This window comes from Cytobacillus sp. FSL W8-0315, assembly GCF_038002905.1.
Taxonomy (GTDB): domain Bacteria; phylum Bacillota; class Bacilli; order Bacillales; family Cytobacillaceae; genus Cytobacillus; species Cytobacillus pseudoceanisediminis.
The window spans coordinates 1479523-1504351 of the sequence record NZ_JBBOOC010000001.1 but is presented as its reverse complement, the minus strand read 5'-3'; the positions used below and the strand labels follow the sequence as shown (position 1 = coordinate 1504351).

Below are 24829 nucleotides of genomic sequence, written 5' to 3'. Positions count from 1 at the left end.
AAGTTTTTCAAATTGCAGTCTAACAGTTTATCGTTCAGAAACATAAAAAGCAATCCTCTGAATAATGCTGATTTTCTTGAAAGATACTTTTAAAATACGTCTACCGTGTATTTTGAGTTCAATGCCATTGGTTATCTTTTAGGAAGAACTTGACAATATGAATATGAGGATAATCTGCAAACAGGCTATCCTCTTTGTGATACGTAGAGGATAGCCTTCCTGTTTATCTTAATTTCTTTTTCCTTCGAACTGTGAGAAGCAATCCTGCCAACAAGAGAAGGATTCCTATCAGCCCAGAATTAAAAATCGAAGTAGCCGTATCCGGCAATATATTGCCAGTATTGGAGTTTAACTGACCATTTCCGTTGACTGGTGTGCCGGGTGTTGCTGGTTTTGTTGTATCAGGTTTCCCAGGTAGATCAGCCGGACCTTGCGGCTTATCAACCCCTGGGGCTCCGTTTTCAGGTTTTTTATGGTTTTCTGCTATAACCGTCACTTTATCGTGTTGTCCTGTTTCGATTGTAAAGGAAGCAGGTGACGGGTCGAGTTCATAACCTTCCGGAGCCTTCGTTTCAATAAACTGGTAATTACCCGGCTTCAAATCATCGATAACAAGCTTCCCGTTTGAATCTGTGGTAAGACCCTCTTTCAGAGTCGTGCCTTCTGCATCCTGCAGCTTGAATACAGCCCCTTCAAGCTTAATCTGATGATTGTCACTATCGACCTTGGTCAATTCAACCGTGCCAAGAATTAACTTGTTGGTGATATTATAATCGGAAATAATAGATTCATAACCTTTAACAGGATGCTCCTTGACTGTATAAGCATATGCTTTACCTTCTTGATCATACTTCTCTAGATCAGGAAAACTGTACTTCCAGCCAGTATCAGCAGTCACTTCTTGCGTGTGAATTATTTTACCATTCCGCAGAAGATCAATTACTATTATCTTCGGACGATTTTTGAAATTATCGTCTTTCCAAATCTTTGTTCCTTCTACAGATGTTTGGCCTATACGGACATTGGTGATATCGTAACCAGTTATTTTGGATTCGTAACCTTCAACTGCTTCTTCCTTGACAGTGTATTCGTAAGCAATACCATCTTCATCATATGCCTCTAAACCTTTGAAATCATATGTCCAGCCTTCACTTGCCTTCAATTCAACTGTCTCAATAACTTTACCGTTTTGGAGGAGGTTCACTGTTACGCTTTCCGGACGTTCTTCAGAGTTATCGTCTTTCCAGCCTTTTGTTATTACAGCGGAGGTTTGCTCTGAACGTGTGTTCGTGATGTCAAACCCGTCTACTTTTGATTTATAGCCCGGAACTCCTTGCTCCTTTACAGAATAATTATATGACTTTCCATCCTCATCATACTTTTCCAGGTCAGTAAATTGATATGTCCAATCGGTCTTGGCTGTAACTTCCTGTGTATCTATTACCACCCCATTTTGAAGGAGGTTCACTTTAATATTGGATGGACGATCTTTAGAGTTTCCATCTTTCCATGTTTTTGTTCCTTCAACTGTTGTTTTTCCTGTGCGGACATTCGTGATATTATGGTCTTCAACTGTAGATTCATAGCCTTGAACCGGCTGTTCTTTTACAGTATAGTGGTAAGCTTTCCCTTCCTCGTCGTAATTCTCAAGGTCCGTAAAGCTAAACTTCCAGTCCGTTTCAGCAGTTGTTTCTTGAGTAGCAATAACTTTATCATTTTGAAGAAGATCCACTTTGATCATTACCGGACGGTCTTTGGAATTATCGTCTTTCCATGTCTTTAAGCCTTCTACGGTAGTTTTGCCGACTCGGACATTGGTGATGTCATAACCATCTACTTTGGATTCGTAACCTTCAACCGCTTCTTCTTCGACAGTATACTCATAAGCAATACCATCTTCATCATATGCTTCTAAATCCTTGAACTTATATGTCCAGCCTTCAATTGCCTTCAATTCAACTGTCTTCATAACTTTGCCGTTTTGAAGAAGTTTCACTGTCACGCTTTCCGGACGGTCTTCAGAGTTATCGTCTTTCCAGCCCTTTGTAATAACAGCGGAGGTTTGCTCTGAGCGTGTGTTCGTGATATTATACCCGTCAACTTTTGATTCATAGCCCGGGACCCCTTGCTCTTTTACAGTATAGTTATATGCTTTTCCATCCTGATCATACTTCTCCAGGTCTGTAAAATGATATGTCCAATCTGTCTTAGCTGTTACTTCCTGCGTATCGATGACCACCCCATTTTGAAGGAGATTCACTTTAATTTTAGATGGACGATCTTTGGAGTTTCCATCTTTCCATGTTTTTATTCCTTCAACAGCTGTCTTTCCTGTGCGGACATTCGTGATATTATGGTCTTCAATTGTAGATTCATAGCCTTGGACGGGCAGTTCCTTTACAGTATACTGGTAAGCTTTCCCTTCCTCGTCGTACTTATTCAGGTCGATGAAGCTATATGTCCAGTCCGTTTCTGCAGTGACTTCTTGGCTGTCGATGACTTCCCCATTCTGAAGGAGGTTTACCGTTATTGACTTTGGTCGTTCAGGTGAATTGTCATCCTTCCATATCTTAGAACCTTCAACCGATGTCTTACCGACGCGCAGGTTCGTAATATCGTAGCCATCGATTGCAGACTCGTAACCTTTAACTGGCTCTTCCTCAACTGTGTATTCGTAAGCTTTTCCTTCCAGATCATACTTCTCCAGGCCGGTGAAGCTATATGTCCAGTTTGTTTCAGATGTGACTTCTCGGCTGTCGATGACCTCACCGTTCTGGAGCAAGTTCACCATGATTGATTCTGGTCGTTCAGGCGAATTGTCATCCTTCCATATCTTCGCGCCTTCGACGGACGTCTTGCCAATGCGCAGATTCGTAATGTCATAGCCATCGACTATGGACTCGTAACCGGGGACTGGATGCTCATTAATAGCATATTTGTAAGCATTGCCTAGTGAATCTGTTTTCAACAGATCATTAAAACTATAAGACCACTGAGAATCTTCAGAAACTTTCAGTGTCTCTATAACCTTATTATTTTGAAGTAAATCCACATAGATGCTTTCAGGACGTTCAGATGGGCCTTCGTCTTTCCATACCTTCTGGCCTTTAATGGACGTTATTTCAATTGCCTTATTAGCAGCTGTGACTTCCACAACTTCAATTGCCTCTTCCTGAATAGTAAAAAGCACAGGCTTTTTATCTAGGAGATAACCATATGGCGCTGTTTTTTCGATGAACTGATATTTACCAGGAGTCAGATCATCCACGTAGATGATGCCTTTGTTATTAGTCAAGACTTTATCGGTAATGGTGACAAACTCTCCATCTACTTGTTTTTGAAGTTCGAATGCAGCTCCCTCTAACTTGGTATCCGGGTTAGCTTCATCCACTTTTGTAAGTTGAACTGCATAGATAATTGGATGATTTTCAACTTTATGGATATTGCCTGTATCCTCAGGGCTGTTCACTTCTTGATCAATGGTAATGACTTTTCCATCTACATAAAAACTTACATACCCTTCAGGTACTTTCGTTTCCTTTAAGACGTAATCACCAAATCGCAATTGATCGAATGTGATTTCTCCCTTTGAATCGGTTTTTTCAGTGAAAAGAGCAATCGTTCCTGATTTATCGAAGAGGGTGAACTCTACTCCTTGGAGAGGCTCTTCAGTCGCTGCATCTACTTTCTTAATAGTAAGCTTACCAACCTTACCGCTAGCTCCTCCATCACCGGCAGAATAACGAACAATGTGTTGCTTTTTAGTGTCTGTCTTTTCTGTTGTGATATTCTTTCCCTCTATGAGTGCGTGATTACTAACTTCTTCTCCATGCCCCGCCATCAGGAACGTATCATATTCCAAAATATATGGACGGTCTATTGTTTTTGAGAATAGTAATTCAAAGTATTCTTTTCCTTCTTCATCCTTCTTAAATTCAATGGAGTAATCCGTTCCTTCTTTTAAAATGTCTTCTGTATTTTTAGTGAAACTGCCGCTTTCATGTACAGTTGTTCCATAGAGAACAAAAGAATCTTTTAAAATGAGCTGATTAGCACTTGGACGATCAATCAATTTTGGGTTTTCAATCATTGATTGCGCAGCGTTAATGCGGACTGACCAATTCAGAACTTCCTCATTCTGTCCGTTTTGTGCAGCATCTTTTGTAGTGTAAGTTCCGCCATTCGCGACCGATACATGAGCGTTCAAAGGAAAATCTGCTGCTCCATCTTTCAATAGCGCTTCATTATTGTACCGATTTACTATCAATTCTCCTGCAAGATTGGTTTTGAACTCAATTACATAGGGACTATTGATCTCTCCTAAATTCACACGAAAACCTGGCTTGCCCTCTGACTCAAATTCTTCTTTACCGTATTGATCTGAAGATAACTTCTCACCCTTCGACCAATTACCATTTGATTGGACCAACATCTGATAGACTTCTATCGACCCTAAATCAAGGTTTTGATTACCTTGAATCAAGTCTTCGACGATCGCTTCTTTAATGTTACGGTTATTGTAATTTACCCCGATTGTCCAAGTAATTTCTTTAGTTTTAGCGTTATAAGAACCACTCTTCGAACCGTTCAGCTGAGTGTTCTTGTTCGGTGTGAATGTAGCTTTCCGTTCTTCACTCCGCTGCTCTTCTTCCCCTTCAGGAGTCCAAGTCAGCTTAGCCAAATTAGTAAAGCTTTCATTATCTTTATCTATCATATTAAAATCGAAGCTTGTTGTGTATTCGATATATACTTCTTTTGTAACAGGGTTTAGTCCTGTGAAGTTAAATACTACTTCACCTGTCTCTTCATTGTAGCTATATTCATAATGCTCATCCTTAACCAAGGCTTCCCCGCCATGTTTAATGGTATAATTCTCAAGCTTCAACCCTTTTGGAAGTGTGTCCGTCAATGTGACATTCTCCATTGTGTGGCTGTCTTTATTGAACGAGATTCCCCAGCGGGTGGTTTTGTTATTGTAATCCGTATGTTGATTGTAATGGTATTTATGGAAAACTTCTTGAATCATTGTACGGCTGCCTGTCGCTTCTTTTCCATTCGCCGTTATTTTGTTAGACACCGTGCTGTTTTCGTAGACCCGTTCATCAGCTTTTGTTTTGTAAGTGATTTTGTATGCCGTCTGAATGTCTTGCCCAAACTGAAGCTGGAATCCTTTATTCCCATTCTTTGTAATAGAATAATTATTAAATATTTCGCCTTCCCCTGCTTCGGCACCTGTTTCAGGATTAATCGTGATTTCACGTACTTCAAAGCTGTCTTCTACTAAAACTTGATTTTCCCCAAAGATATCTGTCAACACAGCTTCGTCTTTAGAGATTTCTTTTTGATTATAGTTATATTTCACTTCCCAAGTAATAGTTTGTGACTTTGAATCGTAATGGCTTGACCGTTTTTCTAATGCCTTCCCGCGGCCAACATTTACAGTTGCACCCGCAGACAATTCCCCATCTTTCCACTTAATGGTGGCATGGTTTTGATAGTTTGTTGCCTCACTGTCTGTTATCCTGGTATCAAATACTACTCGGTATGCGTCTCTATTAATGTTTCCAAAGTCAATAGGGAATGTCCCTTTATATTTCTCTGTAACTTCTTCTCCAAGGTTCACCGATCCATTTAATTGAACGTCTAATTTATAAATTTTTATCGAACCAGCAATGAATTCCTGATTTGGATCATCGATAGGATCCAGCAGTTGTGCTCCTGCAAGAACATCCTGGTTTTTATTAAAGTCAATTTCCCATGCAATGGACGAGGCGTTATACTTTTGATTAGGTGTTCCTCTTTTGTCGATTGAGTTTCCATTTTTAGGTTCAAAATTCAGGATTAACTCTTTTACAGTTTCACCCTTAATCGGAACAACGATTTTCTGTGTCGTGCCGCCTTCTAAATGTCTATCAATTAGCGAATATACTTCAATCCAGCCATCAATATCTGAATGGGCTTCAATATTTTCGTTGAAGGTAAAAACTACTGTACCATCTGTCGATACTGTAAATGTGCCGTATTCTCCGAGTTTACCGCTAGCCTGGTTATACACTGTTAATTGCTCAGGGAGTTTAAACGTATAGGTTGATCCAGCCCTATAAGTATGGTCATTCGCTAAAGCAAATGAGTACTTTGCTTTAAGTTCGATATCATGTTCGTTTGGATTTGGAAGGGGATCTGGCAAAGGAGTGCCGTCTCTTAATGTCAATTCAAAATCAGTGATAATATTTTCTTGAATTTCTACAGGTTCATATAGATTACTTTGATTTGTTTCTATTTTCTCCTCTTTAGTAGACTTTTCAAGCACTGGCACCTTGTCCTCTGTTTGCTCTTCCTCTGCAGCCTCTGCATCTGTTTCAACTTTTACTTCATCTTTTAAATCTCCAGTGTGTGCTTCAGTCTTTTCATCAGATTCCACACTTGCGGGAGTTTCATCTTGTTGTTGATTATTTTCTGAAATGGGATCCACTTGAAAAGCAACGTTAATAATTTTTTCCTTTGCAGATAAAGCGAAAGGAATGGAAACCGTTTCATTGTCTTTAATCATGTCACTACTAAAGAATGTTTTAATAGTAAACATTCCTTCAGTTCCTGCATAATTCTCGACTTCTTCATAGAATGTGACGACAACCGCTCCGTCTGTTCCTGCGTAGAAGGATCCTAATTCAACATCAGCTGCAATTAGTTTCCCTTGCTGTTCATTTTGGATTTTTATCTCTTTAGGTATTTTAAACGAGTATGTATCTCCGCTTGTTACCTTCAAGCCCTCTAAACTCCAGTGATAATTTACGTTTACAGCAGTTTCCGCATTTGACTGATAATCTGGGTTCCTCTCAGAATCTATAAGATTGCCTTTATCATCCGTCATATTAACATCAGTCAAAAATCCTTGTGCAGCTTCACTTGCTACTGCTGAGTAAGAAAGTCCGCTCCCGCTTAGTACAGTCTGAGAAACTAGAATAAGAATGAACATAATAATGCTTACTTTTTTTGACACTTTAAAATCTCCTTCCCTAAATTTTTTAAAGCAACCTATGATGCTTTATTCTTATTAACTACAGGGAAATAAGAAAAAACTAAAGGATTCTGTTTGGTCAATCGAGGAAATATCCCCCATAGCAACTTAAATAAAGTTACTATTTTCCTCTTTACATTTTCTTAACAATAAACATTTTTTCACGTGCCCTCTAAAAATAAATAATGATGGACACAAACCTAAAAAGATGGAACTATGATAGCTAACTTGCTAAGCTATTAATTAATCGCCCCATTTAGCAGGGAAAAAATAATTCTCTTAACGTTTTAATTTGTAATTTAAATGAGAATAGGGAATTGTGTTACCGTATAAAATACGAGGAGGGGTAGGTAGGTTAATCAAATATAACATCAGTGACATTTTTATAAAGTACAAACCTGATTTTAGAATTATCAGGCTAGTTTTCTTTAACTGGGAGGAGACTTGTCCTTCTGCAGCAGGGAATATCATAAAAACTTCATTTTGGATGAATATCTTCATGGTTAGGCCGTTTAAATTATTATCTTTTATTACATAAAAGAAATTGGTATTAACTCATTATTTTGTCATAGGTATCCGTTCAATTATGATAGGATCTTTGCTTACAACGAATCTTTGCTGAAATAGGATGGCTTTCAGAAGCCATACGAACCTATCATAGCTATGAAAAGCTGCTTGAAGAGGAAACCAGCCCACAAGCAAGAGACTTATACAATATGCTCCTGGATTAAGAAAGTTCAGAAGGCCAAAGCCCTCTGAACTTTTATTTGTAATTCCCATATAACGTTTTTATTAAATAATAGGACTGCTTTAGCCTTTCTTCCGAAAGAGGCATATCCCATGCCTCCCACTTATATTCCTTCATTTTTTCCAGGTTTCCATTGGTTATTTCAGGCACGGAATCTATTAAGTTGTGCTGTTCATCAAAATAGAGTCCGCCTACATATATTTGATCGATCTTTACGCTTCCTTCTAGTCCTTCTGAATAGACATCAGCCATGAACTCTTTTTGGCTCGGATCTTTTGCCTGCAATAAGAGCCAAGGAATCCTCATTTCTATTATGCCATCCTCTGCAATAGTATAATCTGCGAGCGAATCGTATTCCTTTGCTTCGGGGTTTCCATTTCCTGCTTGCAGCTTGCCAGTCTCATAGCTTTTAAAGTCTATTTTACGGTTTTGAGATGGGATAAAAAGCTCTCTGCTTAATACGTATTCAATCCGGGAGAAATTCCCGCTATTTTTCGCAGGTAATGGAGGTTTCGGTTGGATCATCTCCAATTGATGACCGTACTGGAAGTTGAAGAGATTATAATAATCATCCACCATTATTCTGGATTCGTTCTCATTCAAATTCACGATAAAATCAACACCATTAGAGAAGCCAGGAAGATCACGGCCATTGATAAAGTGATTTCCCTGATTAGGTATGATATCGAGCAGAATCATAGGATAGCCTTTACTTTCAGCATCGAGCTCCATTCTCAAATAGAAATACCTTTCATCATGATCAGCGTATAACTCTTTAATTTTATTTCCTTTGTAAAGAGGCTCATCCTCCCATTCTTCTGTATTTCCATCTACTCGGATCTTGTTCCGGTCAAAACTCAAGAGACCAAATTGCTGTTCATTTGTCTGAGCATTGGACCAAAACGGCCGTCGGTCAGGGTTATCATAGTCCATAGTATTCCACGTCCGTTTGAACCACTCATCCTGCCAGGTAAAAATCATACCCCCGAGTAACTCTTCGGCCATAATATCTTCATATAAACGGCTGACAATTTCCCCCTGCTGTTTTTCAGAGAGGAATCCCTGATTCCATCCGAAAGGGTTTTCATGTGTCAAGCCTCTCGAAGCTGGCACACCAAATTCCGCCACCAGAATGGGGAGCCTATGCACTTGATGCAGTTCATTTAAATAGGCAGCATAGCTATTATTTTCCCCTCTATGATCTCTATAAGACTGATAGGATTCTTCATAATTAAAGAAATCAGGATAATATGGATAAATGTGGTATGAGGCAAACTGTTCTGTTTTTTTCATATCACCTTTGGTATAAATGACATTTGGATTGACACTGACAAGGTCTTCTTGATCATTAGGTTCTGCCGGGTGATCAAGAATATCGGTAGTAACCCAGTTTGTGAAGCTAAGCGGTCTAATCCAATTATATTTATCCTTCTCGTATTGGACAATCGTTTCCATCTGCTGGGCAATCCATGCTTCAAACGGCTCTGCATCTTTTGTTTGGAAATACTCTCCTTTAAAATCCCTCATTCCTTTATGAATTTTATTTGTGTTTTCAACCATATACGGATTCCACTCAATTCCTATCAGCCATCCAATTACAAACTCAGACACATCTGCCTGATAGGCCCCTGAAGCATGACCAGGCTCTTGATCTACTATTTTATTGCCATGAACGACATCCACAATTTTTTTCATTTCTTTCTCGAAATCGCGGAGATTATCTTCCTCATATGCATCCATTGATTCCTCTAATTTCTCTTCATTCATCCACACACCATGGAAAATGTATAATTTCTCTTTATGCTCTTCATTATATCGTTTTAAGGCGCGATAAAACCCAGGAGGATGAAGTGTATATACTCGAATGCTATTTGCATTCATTTCTCCTATCATTTCGAACCATCGATAGTATTCCTCTTCTGTAATGGCCGCTTCTCCAGGAAAATGCCCAGGCTTCCCCATTCCTAAATTGACACCTTTTATGGGAATTTCAATCCATTTCCCATTTTTGTTCACCTCAAAGGCATCCTTATTAACTCTTGCATTATATTGAAGACTATCAGGTTTAGACTTTTCAATTTCATTACTATCGGGGAAATGGCTCAGAATATTTTTCATCATGGGAACATAAGCTGACCAGTAGAATGCTTCATCTGAATATTTGTGCCCAAACTGATATGCAGCATCCAGCCATTTCATCCCGTAAAATGAAGGCACTCGTTCGATGTCATTAAAATCACCAGCAAAATAGTAACTCAATGCACTTCCAGATTTATTTGCCAGAACAGCTGCGAATTGGGATGGAATCCGGTTTTCTTCAAGTAAGGCCTTACCTTCGTTAGTAAGATTCCACTGGTAATTTGCCAGAACTTCGGCCGTGCCCTTCGGCGTAACAATGTCAAACCAATACTTGTACTCTGGACTATCTTTAAGTCCAAACAGTTTAGTTCCATTATCAGTAAAAGATAACTTTATGCCGCCTTCATTTATATGTTTATCTTTTTCCAGTACGATTACTTTATAGTCGATATCATTGACAAGAATGAAGCCTGCACCGCTATACTTCCATGCATCTCTATATTCATCCAATATCCACTTGGGGATTTCTTCATTTTTGTCAGGATCAAGTTCTTCAAAATACCTTCCAGTCCAGCCGCCCCAATCGAGCCCAAGGTATTCCGTAACAGATTCCCTTACTGCTTTTTTAGTTGGTGAGGCGAAGGTGTTAAACTCAGCAATAAATAAGCTTTTTTCCTTTTGATTAAGTCTCTCTAAAATTGACTTCCATTCACTTTCTTCCAGACCTCCATAAATTTGTCCGGTCCGAGCACCCTTTCTCTTTTTATCAAGCCATGGAAGATCATCTTCATACACACCATAAGTATCAGCTGCATAGATAATATCATAATCCAAATAATGGCTTGGAAAATTCTTGACCTTGTAGCTCCTCTTGTCTTCTTTAGGCCTGAAACCGAAGTAATCCTCAGATGCATGTATAGCTTTTCCTTTATCATTTCCGTACTTCAAGTAATTTAAGACCCAGGTCAATCCCTGATGTTCTCGGTATGATTCACTTGGCACCGTCTTGTCAAGAATTGCAATTTTAACGTTTTTATGTGATTCAAGCTGCCACCATATAATTGGCAGCAGACAAAGTATCAGCAGAAAAACCCCAGCTATATAAAAACGCTTCATATTGATTGTCCTTTCGAAGAATGTCCGATCCGCTGCATATTTCCCCATTCTTTTCTTCTAATTATGAAAAACATAAGTCCTTCCATCCGCCATAAAAGTGTCAGCGGCTTATACCAGAAAACCTCTGTTAAAGACATAAAAATAAGGCGAAAGAGGTCGCTCTTTGTGGGGTAAACATCTTTGTTCCATGCGTCCAGCAGGAGGGAAGCAATAGAAAGAACACTCCCATAAAGTATAAATAAGAGGGCCAATAAGACAGCAAATTCAAAATAGATCTCCCCCAGAAAAAAGGCTGCTATGATATAAAGATATCCGCCTAACTCAAAAATCGGTCCCAGGCATTCTACAAGCCAGAAATATGGAAAGGAAACCATTCCAATTGCGCCGTACTTTGGATTCAAAGTGATACGTTTATGCTTCCAGAGACTTTCAATTAGGCCTTGATGCCATCTTCTTCTTTGTTTCCTTAGTATTGAAAGTTTTTCTGGAGCCTCAGTCCAGCAGACAGGATCAGGAACAAATTCTATCCTCTTCTTTAATTTATTTTCTTTTAAATATCGATGGAGCTTTACAACCAATTCCATATCTTCCCCGATGGAATTTGCAGCATAACCTCCAGCTTTGACGGTCCATTCCTTGGAGAACACACTAAATGCCCCGGAGATTATTAGAACCAGGTTATACTTGCTGAATGAAATCCTTCCCATCATAAAGGCTCTCAAATACTCAATTACCTGCATTAATACAAGGGAATTTTTCGCTAATTGTGTTTTTCTTACAGTGCCGGAATGAACAATACTGCCATTTGCAATTCTGACATTCCCGCCAGCAGCTATAACTTCACCATCTGATGATATAATTGGATTCATGACCTTGAGGAGCGATTTCTCATTAAGAATGGAATCTCCGTCTATCGAACAAAAGTAAGGGAACCTTGCAAAATTTATGCCTGTATTTAAAGCATCAGCCTTCCCGCCATTTTCTTTTTCAATCAGCCATACCCCCTGATAGACGGCTGATTGAAAAATCCGCTTAACGGGCTTTGTAGAAAGCTCCTGCCTGTAGACTTTTTCTACTTCAAGAAATTTGAATTCCTGGATTAGTTTGTTCTGAGTACTATCTGTGGAACCATCATTAACAATAATAACCTCAGTCTGAGGAAATCGAAGGGAAAGCAGGGAATGAACTGTATCCAATATTCCTGCTTCCTCATTATAAGCAGGTACAATAATGGAGATAGGCTTCATATTAATACTGCTTAAGTTTTCTTCATCCGCTTCCTCTTTATCAAGCAAATAATGCTTACGGATATGGATAAAGGCAATTACGAGCATAAAAGTGTAAGCAAAAATAACGATTAGCATGTAAATAAGGATTGCGCTCCCGAAGAACAGTCCTATTGTTTCGGTAAATTTCTCCATTTTCTTCCTTACGTTCCTTTCCTGATTATTTCATTCGCTATCTCAATAGCATAACGGTCACTGGAAGTGTCCACGAACTCTATTAGCATTTTTTTCCCATCTTTAATTTTCCCGATAGTATTGGCCGCTTCAGAGCGTACCTTCCAAGATTGATCCTTAAGCAATTTTTGGAGATATGAGTACGAATCTTCCAGTGGAAGACGGCCCAATAATTTTGTGACATGCAGCCTTTCCTCCCAAATATCCGAATGCACAAAATGCAGATATTTTTCAATGTCGATAACCCACCCTGTTTCGAATATAGCTTTTAAAGAGCGTAATCGCATTTCTGGATCTGTATGCAAAATCAATTTTTCAAAAAAGGAAACATATTCCTGCAGTCTTCTATGACCAAGTGCATTTACAATCGCTAACTGACATTTGTATGGGAACTCTTCAAATAAAGTAACCATATGATTTAAATCCTTATCAGAAATAAAGGTTAGCAGTCTACTGTATTCTATTTCAGTGAATGTGTCTTTATTTGCTTGTAACTTTTCCACTAAAGAATCAAAATCCATGATTGAGTATATTTTATAGATTTGATGTATTTCCTCTGGTGTACACTTCCTTTGCTCAAGCAGATGGCATTCTTCAATCAGTGTTTCCAATTTAAAGTCAGCTGTTCTGTATAAAGCATTCATCCTTAGACTCCATTTACGGCTTCTCAATAAAAGCGCATAATAGTCTGTAAGAAATTCATTCGCAAAACCATTAATTTTCAACAGAATCTCACTATTAGATAAGTTTTTCACATAGCATAGAAGTATTTTTTCTGTAATCTCGTATTCTTCTTTGTTGGAGGGCTTTAATTTTGCAAGATCAGCTTCCTTACTTTTAACCAAATAATCATGCCAGACACTTGATAGTTCATTTAAGTATTCGTTTTTCCTTGTTATTAGAGCTTGTTTTTTCTCATATTGAACTGCAATATAAAATGCCAGGCAAATTAAAACCAGCAGCATAATAATTATGAACACCGCCAGCACTCCTATCGATACCCTTATCATTTCCATAATCTTTCCAGTGTCCCTTTCACCTGTGCTTCAAACAAACGGATATTGAACGGCTTGGCTAAATACGCATCGGCTCCATTCTCAAAGGCAAAAATCATATCTTCTTCTGTAGTTCTTTTCGTAAGCATAAAAATGATAAATCGTTTATTGTTAGGCCATCTTCGAATATTATATAGGACCTCAAACCCGTTCTTTCTGGGCAAAATATCATTCATTATAACTAAATGAGTATGGCTCGATGAATGCCAGTCTGATTCAAGGAATTCCAAGCCATCTTGAAACGTATTAATATTAAGATCCACCCGTTTCAATGGAAGATTTTCCAGACTCATATTTAGAATGCGGCTGAAAACTTCATCTTCTTCGAGAATGCTAACCCTTATTTCCTCAGGGGCTGTTTCTTTGAAATCTTCTATATATTCTATATTCCAATCCCCTAGCCTTATGGATCTTTCAAGTGATCTGTACCCAATAAGCATTAACTCATCATAATTAATTTCATTGTTTCTTATTTCTATCACACCTGCTGAAAACGCTAGCTGATGCACCTGAAATAACCAATCATTCTCCTTTTGAACTCCCTGGAAAAGACGGCTTAAAAAGGCGTTTGCCTCTTCCTCCTTGCTTTGGGGTAAGATAACACACCATTGAAATGCCTTGGATAACTTTATCAGCATGTCTGTTTGACGTATTTGAGCATTAAGGTATGATGTTATATCATCTTCAATTGCTTCCAAATCTCCCTCAAGCAATATTGATTCCTTGTAAACGCCTAAGAAAATTGCTGTAATAGGTGCTTTTGATCTTATAATATTAGCAGTTAACATATTGAAGATTGGAGCAGCCTGCATCTCTTCAATTATTAATCCCGTCTTATTTTCTTGCCTAATCCCCACAACTTATACCTCTTTCTACTTTTCTCATTTTATCTTTAAACATCGACATATCTGCATGGTGAATGAGTGTTTCCTCATCTTTTCCCAATGCTGGGTAAGTACTTAGCCCAATACTCACACTCACACTCACCACAGATTCCCCTATTAGAAAATCGCCAGATAAGCTTCTTTTTATTTTTTTCTCTACATATTCTGTCTTCTCTACTTCCTCGACGAGGACAAGAAATTCATCTCCGCTTTTTCGGAAAGCATGCATATTTAGACCTATAACTTCTTTAATCCTATTGGAACATAACCGCAGCATTTTGTCTCCTACAATATGCCCATGCCGATCATTTATTTCTTTAAAATTGTCAATATCAATAAATAAGAGCCCGAACGACTCTCTTTCTTTTTTGATAGTGGAAAACTTTTCCCGGAATTCCCTCCAGTTCGAAAGTCCTGTCAGTTCATCTGTATAGGCAAGCTCCTTCCATTTCTCTTCTGCACTTTTTACTTCGTCCTTGAAAAATAAAAACATGTATATTGGATCATGAAGCTGATCTCCATTTACACGCGAAATATGGACCTGTACCTGGGGAAAACCGCTGAAATTAATGAGAAGTTTCCCCGACCATATCCCGTTATCTTCTACATTGGATAGTATGGAGTCAAATAGCTTCTGCTCATTTAACTCTTTAAAAATCTCCGCTATGCAACCTTGATCGCAAAAATGATAATCGCCGCTCTGAATAAAGTTTTTAAATTGCTGGTTATATCTCACAAATTTTCCCTTTGTATCAATAAAAACCACATTATAAATGTCTAAAATAGAGAGTAAACAATTCATCATTTCACTTTGTGAAAATTCACTAAGCCATGCTAGCTTACCTTTATGTAAACTTTCAAAACACATGAAAAACCTCCCGCTATCATATAAAAATGTAAGCATTACTTATAGTAAAGGTCCGCTCTTACAAATTTCTTAAACAATATATTTTTGTGTTTCAAAAGGCATAAAAAAGACTTCGACGGTTATCAATGCATCGAAGCCTTTGATTAATTTTCCTTATTTCCAAATGGCGGAACATAGATTAGAATCCAATAGTTAAAACGCTTCTGCAAGCATTCCTCCGTTCATCTATCTCTTTTATTAGCAGTGTCTATAATATAAGTCATCAGGATTTAGACTAGCTCTAGATAGAGTCAATTAGGTGAATCCTAGTAAATCACTGAATGATGACAGGTTTATGTTATAAAAGGAGAAGGTTTCCAAGTATACATTGGCAAAAAAAAACAGCCCGCTTAGGGCTGAATCGTACTAATTACTCCTCTATCCGCTCATCCTTCCCCGCCAGCCAAAAAGCCGCGGCAATGGAAGCAATGATCACAATAAACGGCGCATAAAACATCACAAATTCCGCCATGAGTTTTCCCTCCTATGCATGATCGTCCCGCTTTCCCTGAACATAGTCTTTATTGAAAAGGAACAGCCTGAGAAGCAGATAAAGGGACGGCAGGAGCAATCCCAGTCCTGCTATGAAGGCAATGATCAGGGCGATGGCCATAGCTTCGTTTGTAAAGCCGTCATAAATGGTCAGGTATGGATAAAGCAGGTACGGATAATGCGAGATTCCGTAGGCAAAGAACGCCACAAGGAATTGCCCTGCCAAGAGCCCGAATGCAAGTCCGTACATTTCTCGCTTCCATATTAGATAAACAGTTCCTGCAAACAGAATGAATGAAATGCCGAACAGCCACCATAGGTCCATTAATCTGCTGAAATGCTCAGGATTGTGATCCCGCAATTCGACAATAATGCCTGTCGCTGTTACGATAGCAGGCACCGCCCATATAAGGGCATATTTTCTAAGCAGCTCAGTAGCTGGTTCATCGTTTGCTTTATTGGCATACCACGTCAGGAACACTGCTGATATATATAATACTGCTGCCAAACTCAGCACAACAATGCTCCACGTAAGAGGACTTGTAAACAATGCCCAATAGTCAAGCTCCAGTCCCGCTGATCCTTCACTAACGAATCCGCCTTCAGAAATGGTCAGGACAATGGACAGGGAAGCTGGGATGAAAAGACCTGAGAGCCCATACAGGTAGGTCCACCTTTTTTGTCTTAGCCCTCCGTATGTGGTAAAGGCGTAATAAGAACCGCGGATGGCAAGAAGGACTACTGCAATGCTTGCCGGCACCAGCAGGATCGTTCCATAATAGTAGGCTGTTTTCGGAAAAAATCCGACAATGCCTACGAAGAAAAACACCAGGAACACATTTGTAACTTCCCAAACCGGTGATAAATAACGCTGTATGATTCTCGTTAAAATATGCTGCTTACCGCGGAATAGACTGTATGCGTTGAAAAACCCTGCTCCAAAGTCAATCGAGGCAACGATGACGTAACCAAATAGAAATAGCCATAAGACGGAAATTCCGATGATCTCAAGAGTCATCGCAGCTCACCTTCTTTCTCCAGTTCCCGGTCGGCCAATTCCTGTTCGACAGGATTTTTGCGGAACATTCTAGTGAGGACAATGATGCTTCCGATTGCCAGCACGAGATATAAGCCTGCAAACAGAAGAAGCATTAAGTCTACTTGGCCGCTTGAGGTTGCCGCATCTTCAGTACGCATGATACCCCTCAGAATCCACGGCTGCCGGCCCACTTCCGCAAACCACCAGCCTGCTTCAATCGCAATGATGGATAAAGGGCCGCCCAGAACGATCAGCCAGCGGAACCATTTCGACTTAACAAACCGCATTTTAAACCAGGTGCCTAAGACATAGATGAGTGAAAGTGCCGTCATCCACATGCCGATAGTCACCATCAGGTCAAACAGGTAATGGATATAAAGCGGCGGAATTTCATCTTCTGGAAATTGATCGAGTCCGATAACTTCTGCATTTGGATTGCTGTGCGCAAGGATGCTGAGTGCATAAGGAATCTTAATCGCATATTTCACTTCACCGTCTTCAAGGACCCCGTAGAGCATTAACGGTGCCCCTTCTTTTGTTTCAAAATGCCACTCGGCGGCAGCCAGTTTTTCCGGCTGGTATTCTGCGAGATATTTTCCGGAGAAATCACCAATTACCGCTGTAGCGATCGAAAAAATCAATCCGATTTTCATTGTAAGCAGTAATGCCTTCTTATGGTAGATATGATTCGATCCTTTTAGAAGGCGAAAGGCTCCTATTGATGCCAGAACAAACGCTGATGTCATATAGGCTGTTGAAAGCACATGCGCTACCTTCGTTGGCATGGCGGGAGTGAACATCGCCAGTATCGGGTTAATATTTACAAGCTGCCCATTCACAATGTCAAAACCCTGAGGTGCGTTCATAAAAGCATTTACAATTGTAATGAAAATAGCTGAAAATGAAGCCCCAATTGCAACCGGGATCAATAAAAGCATGTGCTTCTTCTGATTCTCAAACCGATCCCACGTATACAGATAAATCCCAAGGAAAATCGCTTCAAAGAAAAAGGCAAATGTCTCCATAAAAAGAGGCAGTGCAATGACATTGCCTGCGAGTTCCATAAAGTTTGGCCACAGCAATGAAAGCTGCAGGCCGATGGCAGTGCCCGTAACAACACCGACTGCCACCGTAATGACAAAACCGCGCGTCCATCTTCGCGCGAGCAGAATATAATGCTCATCCTGTTTTTTTATCCCCACCCATTGTGCAATCATAATCATGAGCGGAATGCCAACACCAATGGTTGCGTAAATGATATGGAAGGATAATGTCAGCTCAGTTAAGACACGGCTGAAAAAGACAGATTCTTCATTTCCCATTTAACATTCTCCTTTTCCTATCCTGCAAAAATGCGGCCAATAAAAGAAAGCCCCATAATGATAGCCACTGTAAAAGCAAGCCACATTAATATGCGTTCCTGTTTTTTATACATTCATTCGTTCACTCCTCCAGAATGCTCACTACATCACATTATTCCCCAGTTCCGGACTAAAAGCTGTGACACTTAAACAACATTTATATGAGGAAAATGTGAAAGTTATGTAATTCCTTTTACAGCTTCCTATTCCCTTTTGAGAAGCAATTAAAACGAAAAGGACATTGGAATTTCCAATGCCTGTAACTTATATGTGTTTTGGCGTATAAATAGCCATAAGCAATATAATTTTTACCCTTTTCTTATGGGCAGACACCTGTGTTTTATAATTTAATCTTCTCTAAACGGCACAATATATACTTGATTTTGCCAATAAAAAACCCGGTGCATACACACCGGGCAAGAGTTATAAATTATTCACTGCAGTTTCTGCATCTTCTTCACCTGATACCAGGTCAAATGCACGTTTATAGGTGTTCTCTTTATCCAGGACAGCGTACAGGGTTTTGGCTACATCCTCACGGGGAATGAAGCCACGCTCCAAATTTTCTGCTGCTTTGATTTTGCCGGTTCCGGCTTCATCTGTCAGGCCGCCTGGACGAACGATAGTGTAGTTCAAGCTGCTGTTTTCCAGAATTCTGTCGGCATAGTGCTTTGCCGCGTAATAAGGCTTGATCGTTTCACTCCAATTATCACGATTATTCGCCTGAATAGCGCTGACCATAACAAACCGATCCACACCAGCCTTCTCCGCCGCTTCTATTGTTTTTACAGCTCCATCAAGGTCAATCAGCAGAGTTTTGTCATAGCCTGTATGTCCGCCTGAACCTGCAGTAAACACAATTGCATCACAGCCTTTGGCAGCTTCAGCCAATTCATCAACCGTTCCTTCAAGACTTGCAACTGCCGTCTCAACACCCATATCTTCAAACTGCCGGGCCTGCTCTTCTTTTCTGATCATCGCTCGTACTGTATGTTTATCTTCTTCTTTAATAAGCTTTACCAGCTGCTTTCCGATTTGTCCGTTTGCTCCGACGATTAGAACTTTCATGGATACCGCCCCTTTCTGTGTTTTTGTGATATTTATTATTTCAAAAGAAAAATGCTATATCAAATGAACTGTTTAGGAACCCATCCGGACAATCCGTTTTTTATAAAGAGCCGCAATCGTATTCATGATTAATACAGGAATCTTCTTTGGAAAATATTTTTTTCTGTAAAATTTATAGAATGCATGCTTCAAGTCGTCCCACTGTGTACAATTCTTCGTCTGTTTAAATCGGGCAACATCAATGATCTTAATATGGCCATCATCTGTAAGAATAATATTGCGCAAGTGGATATCCGAAGGGTTCAGCCCTTTTTCCCTCGCAAGCTTTAAAGCCTCATCTATCTGCCTGATTTTCTCCTCTTCTATCGGGACTCCCTTTGCGAGACATTCAAAGAGAGTCAAACCCTGTACATAATCAATCACAATATAGTTATCTCCAGACCCATACAGAGATGGGTAATATGGGTGGTCAGGGAGCGCCTTGTAAATTTCCGCCTCTTCCCTGGCAATTTTCTTAAACTCAGGGAAAAATACTTTTAATACAAGATTAGTTCCTTTTATCCTAAAGGCAAATGCACTTCTTCCTGCTCCTATAAATTCCAAGCTGTCATCTTTCTCAAGAAGTCTGGTCCAATTAAGGCTCCTGGAAAATTTCACACTTTCTGCAAGCTTTTGATATGGTTTCATTTTAAACCTCCCTGTTCCAGACTCTCCCCTAAAAATAAAAGGCACTGAACCATTTATTGGTCTCAGTGCCTTTTAAACAAAAGAGACCTTACCAAATTAATGGTAAAGGTCTCGCAAGCAACGTTGTGTTGCCAGTAAAGCCGGAGATTTATCATCTCGTATTGACGACTCTACTTAACAGCTACTCCCCTTCAGGAAGAATCCGAACTATTTTGTTAACTTAATTATATGATTCAATCATCCATTAGTCAAATGATACGTTCCTCCCGAAACTGAATGGGTACTCCCTAAGGGGACTTTACTTTTCAAAAATAGAATTTGAAAGCAATCGGAAGAGGTAATCAGTATGATCACGGAAGCCGGCTTCAAGGCCAATTAGTGTAACATCCTTATCCTGCTCTTTCACCATGATGGCCTGGCCCTGTGCAGCACTGCGGTTTTTCCAGTGTCCCGCTACGAAGAAGTTTTCTTCATCAGCAATGGCTGCAAGCACGTCATCATTCTCTGTGCCCGTATACCAGACTGGACGGTAAACGAATCCAAGATCATCTCTACTGTAGCCTGCTGTTGCGCCAGTGCCTTTATAATCTACCTTAATAATTCCGTTGCTATTGGATCCTCCAGTATTGATAATATCATCTGTCAGGCCCAGGGTCTTTGTTGCACGGGAAGCACCGGCACCTACAGCAATATATTTTCCTCCTTCAGAAACGAACTTTTCTACATTTGCTTTAAATGCAGCCAGTTCTTCCTGATTTTTAAGGCCAAATTCTTTATTGGCATTACTCAAATTCAAAGAAATTAAATTTTCCGTTCCACTGTAAACAAAGACATCATGGGAAGCAAGGCCAGTATTTGCAACCTCCGCTGGAGTCAATTCCGTTACACTAAAGCCTAATCTCTCAAGAGCCAGTTTCGTGCCTGAATGAGATTGCGCTTTGTTCATCCCTCCATCTTTTAAAATGCCTACACTCATTTCTTTAATTGTCTCTGCATCTGCAGGAACACTTCCTGACATGATATCTAGGCCGGACTCTTTAACAGCCGCTGAAATAGCACTTGCTGATCCTTCAGCATAGAAGTTTCCTTCGCTGTCTCGTTTAACCATAACCCCCTGCTTAAGCAATTCGTTCACAAGCTGAACTGCTTTCACTGAGCTGTTCGGAATAATAAATGGCCCTTTTCCGCTTAGTGAACCCTGTTCTTTCACATTATTCACCTTTGTTGCCGCTGCCTTTACATCATTTTGAACAGCGATTGCTTCAAAGCCCCATAGTTCTGGAAGACTCCAGGCAGAAATATCATACATGGCCGGTGTATCATCTGTTATATCCTCACCATCCCACAGCATGGTGTTTGCCAGACCTGCCTTTGCCTGATCCATTGGAACGATGTAAGTGCCCTTTGGATAGGAATTGCCGTCTGCTGCAAATGCTTTTGACGCCTGAACAACCTCGATATCATTCTTAATTAAATGATTAACAGCCTTATTTACTGCGGTTGGATCTTCCTCATTCACTGGAAGAATATATGCTTTCGGGAAATGCCCTTCTTCATGAAAAGGATGATCAAAATTAATGCCGCGCTTAAACATTTCAATTTGGTCTGTAATCATTGCTTCCTTGTTATCGGTTGAATATTTCAGTGCTCCCATAATGGCATTGTACATCCAGCGGACGCCGTCTTCGTCATTTGTCGGAGCTTCAAGGGTATGGCCATAAGCACCATGATACATGGCATACATCGGGGTGAAAATTGGCGGATAATCGTCCCAGCCGGCGGAATCATCCCGCTGCGGAATATATGCACCATCCATTTCTTTATACAGGGTGCCTGTGTAAAGAGCCTTGTCTCCCATAATTTCTGCTTCCATTGCTTCTGCCTGATGATTAGCCCATTTTTGATATAAATCATATTCATAGTTAGGATTATGCGGAGGTGTACAAGGTTCAATCAAACCCTGTTTGTTTGGTGCATAATTTTTCACATATCCGTGAGTATCCAGGAAGACCATCGGATTCCACTCTTTAATAAGAGACACGGTTTCTTGCGTTTCAGGCTGTGATTGCGTGATAAAATCACGGTTCAAATCAATTCCTTCGCCATTAAAACGGGTCGCATCCACACGGCCATCCGGGTTCTGCACCACGTTAAAAATAAGGATATTATTGTCCAGAATCTCCTTTGTTTCCTCGTCATTCTGTGTGGCAAAACGTTCAATAAGCTGCATCACAGCATCGCTTCCCACAAACTCTGTCCCATGGATCGACCCATTGATCATGATTGGCACTTTAAAGTCCGGGTTATCAGCAATCCAATCCTGGGCTTTCTCCGGATTTTTGAACATTTGCTTTCTTAAGGCCTGAATTTTACCGAACTTGCCCTGAGCACCCGGATCTGCAATGGTCACGACATATAGAGGGTATCCATCCGCGGAAGTACCTTTTACCTCCACCTTCACTCTATTAGACTGTTTTTCAATTTCTGCAAGTTTTGTCCCTATTACTGAGAATTTCATAAAGTCATAGTTTTCGCTATTGAATAAACTTCCTTCCTTTTCCTCTGACACATTAACATTGACCCACTTTGGGCTGATCGCATGAGCAGCACTTAAAGGAACAGATGCCAAAATACCCGCTGCCAAAACTCCTGATAAAGCTTTCTTTTTATTCATTATGTACCTCCAGATGCAATAGTTTTGTATATTTATGAGATAGGTTTTATTTTAATTCAATGTATTCAATTGTGGCAATGCAACTATTTTCCTAAAAAGAAAAGAGGGACCCAGAAATGATCCCTTCTATTTTTCTACTTAAATGCTTTAACTCCACCTTGCACAGGAAGCATTATATGGCTTCTCTCCGGGTCGATGGTTATTTTCGTGCCTGCCCCAGGTCTGATTGTATAGTTATAATCACTTGATAGAACTACTACTCCCATACGATCACCTTTTTTAAATACATAATCATCCGGCTGCATATCCCATGTAAAAGTGTATTCACGGTCCGGCGTCAGTCCTGAAGATCTATTTTCACTGTGAAGGTTTTGCGGATCCATCCACCCTCTAGTAACAATTTCCGGCTTTCCTTCCCCATATTTAACAAGGAGGGCAGTTAAGTTGGCCGTTTTCCGGTCAATGCTTGCACGAATTTGAATTTCCGGGGTTCCGCTCATCCGAATGTCGTTTTCTAATGGAGGCGTCAAATAGACGAGCCTATGAGGTAATGAAGAATCAGGATTCAGGGCCAATTCTTCAGCCTTGATTGTGGCATCATCCACAAAATGCTGATTCTCCTTATTCTTGTTCGGTACAGGATGCAGTTCTAAGCTGCCCCCTCCATCGGAAGCCGGTTTAAAATGCAATTTTGCGTCAGAGGTTCCCTTAGCCGGCCAGTTTGCCTCAGTATGCCATGTTTTATCCTCCCTCTGGATGTCAACCATTGGTTCATCCATGACATTATTTTTAATATCATAGAGCCAGTAATCAAACCATTTATTTAAAGTTGGTAGCCATACATCGCGTCTGAAGCTGTATGGGCTGGAATGGCCGCCTTGATGAAGCCACATTTTTCTGGGAACATTATTATCGCCAAGCGCTTGCCACCAATCTGAAAAATGCTTTGTTTTAACATTCCAGTCATTTAACCCATGGACAATAAAGACACTTGCTTTAACCTGATCAGCATCCTTTGTATAATCCCTTTTACTCCAGAATTCGTTGTAATCCCCGGTTTCCCTGTCCTGGCCTTCCGTTAATCCTTTTATGACATTGCTGCAAGCTTCAGGGTTTTGCCTGGTTAAAATGGCTTCTGCCATGTTATCCGCATCTTCCCCCTGGTATCCGCCTGGTGCTATCACAGCACCATTCGAACGATAATAGTCATACCAGCTGCTTATGGCCGCTATTGGCACAATCGTTTTCAGGCCTTCAACTCCTGTTGCTGCCACAGCATTAGGGAGTGTTCCATTATAAGATACTCCTGTCATCCCCACATTCCCTGTTGACCAATCAGCTTGTATTTCCTGTCCCTCTGCATTAAAAGCTTTCGTTCTGCCATTCAGCCAATCGATTACAGCACGAGTTCCAAGGATCTCATGCTCATCGCCGGTTGTAGGACATCCATCCGACAAGCCTGTCCCTACACTTTCTGCAAGAACAACCGCGTAGCCTCTTGGTACAAAATAGTCATCATAATAACCTGGGAGATTTGCCTGAGGGTTACCTTTTTCACCTTTGCTTTTCCCTTTCTTGGGTACAGAGTTCAGTTCTGTATCCACGTCATAAACCGGGACACCTTTAATTCCAGAACGGTAAGGACTCATTTCATAAATAACAGGAACCTTTAAACCTTCCTCTGTTTCCTTTGGCCTGATAATATCAGCACGTATTCGATCCAGCTTTCCATCTCCATCACTGTCAGTTGCTGTTTCAACAAATACTCTTTCGACAATGGCATCATCCAGAGAAAAAATGGGCTGTGTCATGCCATTTTCGACTTTAATCCGAGATTCAGCCAAGGCCATGCTGCTTTGATTGTCTTTACCTGCTGCAGGCAAAATCCCTCCTGCAATTAGCGGGAAAACGATAACTGAGGCCATGACCACTTTTAATGCAGCTTTTTTCATAAAAATCCCCCTATTTAAAATAATGTTATAATTTTCAGAATAAATCAAAAGTACGTAAGTTTCGATAGTCGAAAGACCTGTATTTTTCTAGTTGCATATGATCATAAACTATCAGTCTCCTTCAAAGGTCATGATTTTACATGTCTGCTGTCCAGATTTAGTACTTTAAATCTACCATTTTTTACAATTCGAAAAGGCAGAATCTTACTTTTCTCACACATCTGAAATATCTGCTAGTCAAATAGAATCGTTTTAACTCTTTATTAAAGGAAGCGGAGATATGTAAGCG

The 24829-nt window shown here is 40.0% G+C and carries 13 protein-coding genes; all 13 read right to left on the bottom strand.

Going from position 1 to position 24829, the window contains the following annotated elements:
- Positions 1-223 precede the first annotated feature (223 nt).
- On the bottom strand, positions 224-7000 hold the full coding sequence (locus tag MKY20_RS07660) for a Cna B-type domain-containing protein (RefSeq protein ID WP_341000858.1): 6777 nt from the start codon (positions 6998-7000) through the stop codon (positions 224-226).
- A gap of 781 nt (positions 7001-7781) precedes the next feature.
- Positions 7782-11009, bottom strand: a complete 3228-nt coding sequence (locus MKY20_RS07655) for a hypothetical protein (protein WP_251266889.1) — start codon at positions 11007-11009, stop codon at positions 7782-7784.
- Complete coding sequence (locus MKY20_RS07650) at positions 10958-12382, bottom strand: glycosyltransferase family 2 protein (protein WP_019383182.1); 1425 nt, start codon at positions 12380-12382, stop codon at positions 10958-10960. The genes MKY20_RS07655 and MKY20_RS07650 overlap by 52 nt, the downstream gene beginning before the upstream one ends.
- An 8-nt stretch (positions 12383-12390) precedes the next feature.
- The gene (locus tag MKY20_RS07645; RefSeq protein WP_251266888.1) at positions 12391-13401 is read right to left on the bottom strand and encodes a HEAT repeat domain-containing protein; all 1011 of its coding nucleotides are present in this window, start codon (positions 13399-13401) and stop codon (positions 12391-12393) included.
- 26 nt (positions 13402-13427) lie between these two features.
- Positions 13428-14333: a response regulator gene (locus tag MKY20_RS07640; protein WP_251175036.1), complete on the bottom strand. Its 906-nt coding sequence runs from the start codon at positions 14331-14333 to the stop codon at positions 13428-13430.
- Positions 14323-15228, bottom strand: a complete 906-nt coding sequence (locus tag MKY20_RS07635) for a GGDEF domain-containing protein (RefSeq protein ID WP_251156298.1) — start codon at positions 15226-15228, stop codon at positions 14323-14325. Before MKY20_RS07635 ends, MKY20_RS07640 begins: the two co-directional genes overlap by 11 nt.
- Positions 15229-15637: 409 nt before the next feature.
- Complete coding sequence (gene cydS, locus MKY20_RS28665; RefSeq protein ID WP_019383178.1) at positions 15638-15739, bottom strand: cytochrome bd oxidase small subunit CydS; 102 nt, start codon at positions 15737-15739, stop codon at positions 15638-15640.
- Positions 15740-15751: 12 nt separating this feature from the next.
- A complete protein-coding gene (locus tag MKY20_RS07630; protein ID WP_019383177.1) occupies positions 15752-16777 on the bottom strand; it encodes a cytochrome d ubiquinol oxidase subunit II in 1026 nt (341 codons plus the stop codon).
- The gene (locus tag MKY20_RS07625; RefSeq protein ID WP_009331616.1) at positions 16774-18120 is read right to left on the bottom strand and encodes a cytochrome ubiquinol oxidase subunit I; all 1347 of its coding nucleotides are present in this window, start codon (positions 18118-18120) and stop codon (positions 16774-16776) included. The genes MKY20_RS07630 and MKY20_RS07625 overlap by 4 nt, the downstream gene beginning before the upstream one ends.
- 462 nt (positions 18121-18582) lie before the next feature.
- On the bottom strand, positions 18583-19227 hold the full coding sequence (locus tag MKY20_RS07620; RefSeq protein WP_009331617.1) for an SDR family oxidoreductase: 645 nt from the start codon (positions 19225-19227) through the stop codon (positions 18583-18585).
- Positions 19228-19299: 72 nt separating this feature from the next.
- On the bottom strand, positions 19300-19914 hold the full coding sequence (locus MKY20_RS07615) for a serine/threonine protein kinase (RefSeq protein ID WP_009331618.1): 615 nt from the start codon (positions 19912-19914) through the stop codon (positions 19300-19302).
- A gap of 298 nt (positions 19915-20212) precedes the next feature.
- The gene (locus tag MKY20_RS07610; protein WP_019383175.1) at positions 20213-22588 is read right to left on the bottom strand and encodes a M14 family zinc carboxypeptidase; all 2376 of its coding nucleotides are present in this window, start codon (positions 22586-22588) and stop codon (positions 20213-20215) included.
- Positions 22589-22722: 134 nt separating this feature from the next.
- On the bottom strand, positions 22723-24540 hold the full coding sequence (locus tag MKY20_RS07605) for a Xaa-Pro dipeptidyl-peptidase (protein WP_217028209.1): 1818 nt from the start codon (positions 24538-24540) through the stop codon (positions 22723-22725).
- Positions 24541-24829: the final 289 nt, after the last annotated feature.

What these genes read in the sequence shown, in the direction of transcription:
- MKY20_RS07655 (WP_251266889.1), bottom strand. Translation starts at nt 11,009, where the DNA reads ATGGGGAAATATGCAGCGGATCGGACATTCTTCGAAAGGACAATCAAT.
- MKY20_RS07650 (WP_019383182.1), bottom strand. Translation starts at nt 12,382, where the DNA reads ATGGAGAAATTTACCGAAACAATAGGACTGTTCTTCGGGAGCGCAATC.
- MKY20_RS07635 (WP_251156298.1), bottom strand. Translation starts at nt 15,228, where the DNA reads ATGTGTTTTGAAAGTTTACATAAAGGTAAGCTAGCATGGCTTAGTGAA.
- cydS (WP_019383178.1), bottom strand. Translation starts at nt 15,739, where the DNA reads ATGGCGGAATTTGTGATGTTTTATGCGCCGTTTATTGTGATCATTGCT.
- MKY20_RS07630 (WP_019383177.1), bottom strand. Translation starts at nt 16,777, where the DNA reads ATGACTCTTGAGATCATCGGAATTTCCGTCTTATGGCTATTTCTATTT.
- MKY20_RS07625 (WP_009331616.1), bottom strand. Translation starts at nt 18,120, where the DNA reads ATGGGAAATGAAGAATCTGTCTTTTTCAGCCGTGTCTTAACTGAGCTG.
- MKY20_RS07620 (WP_009331617.1), bottom strand. Translation starts at nt 19,227, where the DNA reads ATGAAAGTTCTAATCGTCGGAGCAAACGGACAAATCGGAAAGCAGCTG.
- MKY20_RS07615 (WP_009331618.1), bottom strand. Translation starts at nt 19,914, where the DNA reads ATGAAACCATATCAAAAGCTTGCAGAAAGTGTGAAATTTTCCAGGAGC.
- MKY20_RS07610 (WP_019383175.1), bottom strand. Translation starts at nt 22,588, where the DNA reads ATGAATAAAAAGAAAGCTTTATCAGGAGTTTTGGCAGCGGGTATTTTG.
- MKY20_RS07605 (WP_217028209.1), bottom strand. Translation starts at nt 24,540, where the DNA reads ATGAAAAAAGCTGCATTAAAAGTGGTCATGGCCTCAGTTATCGTTTTC.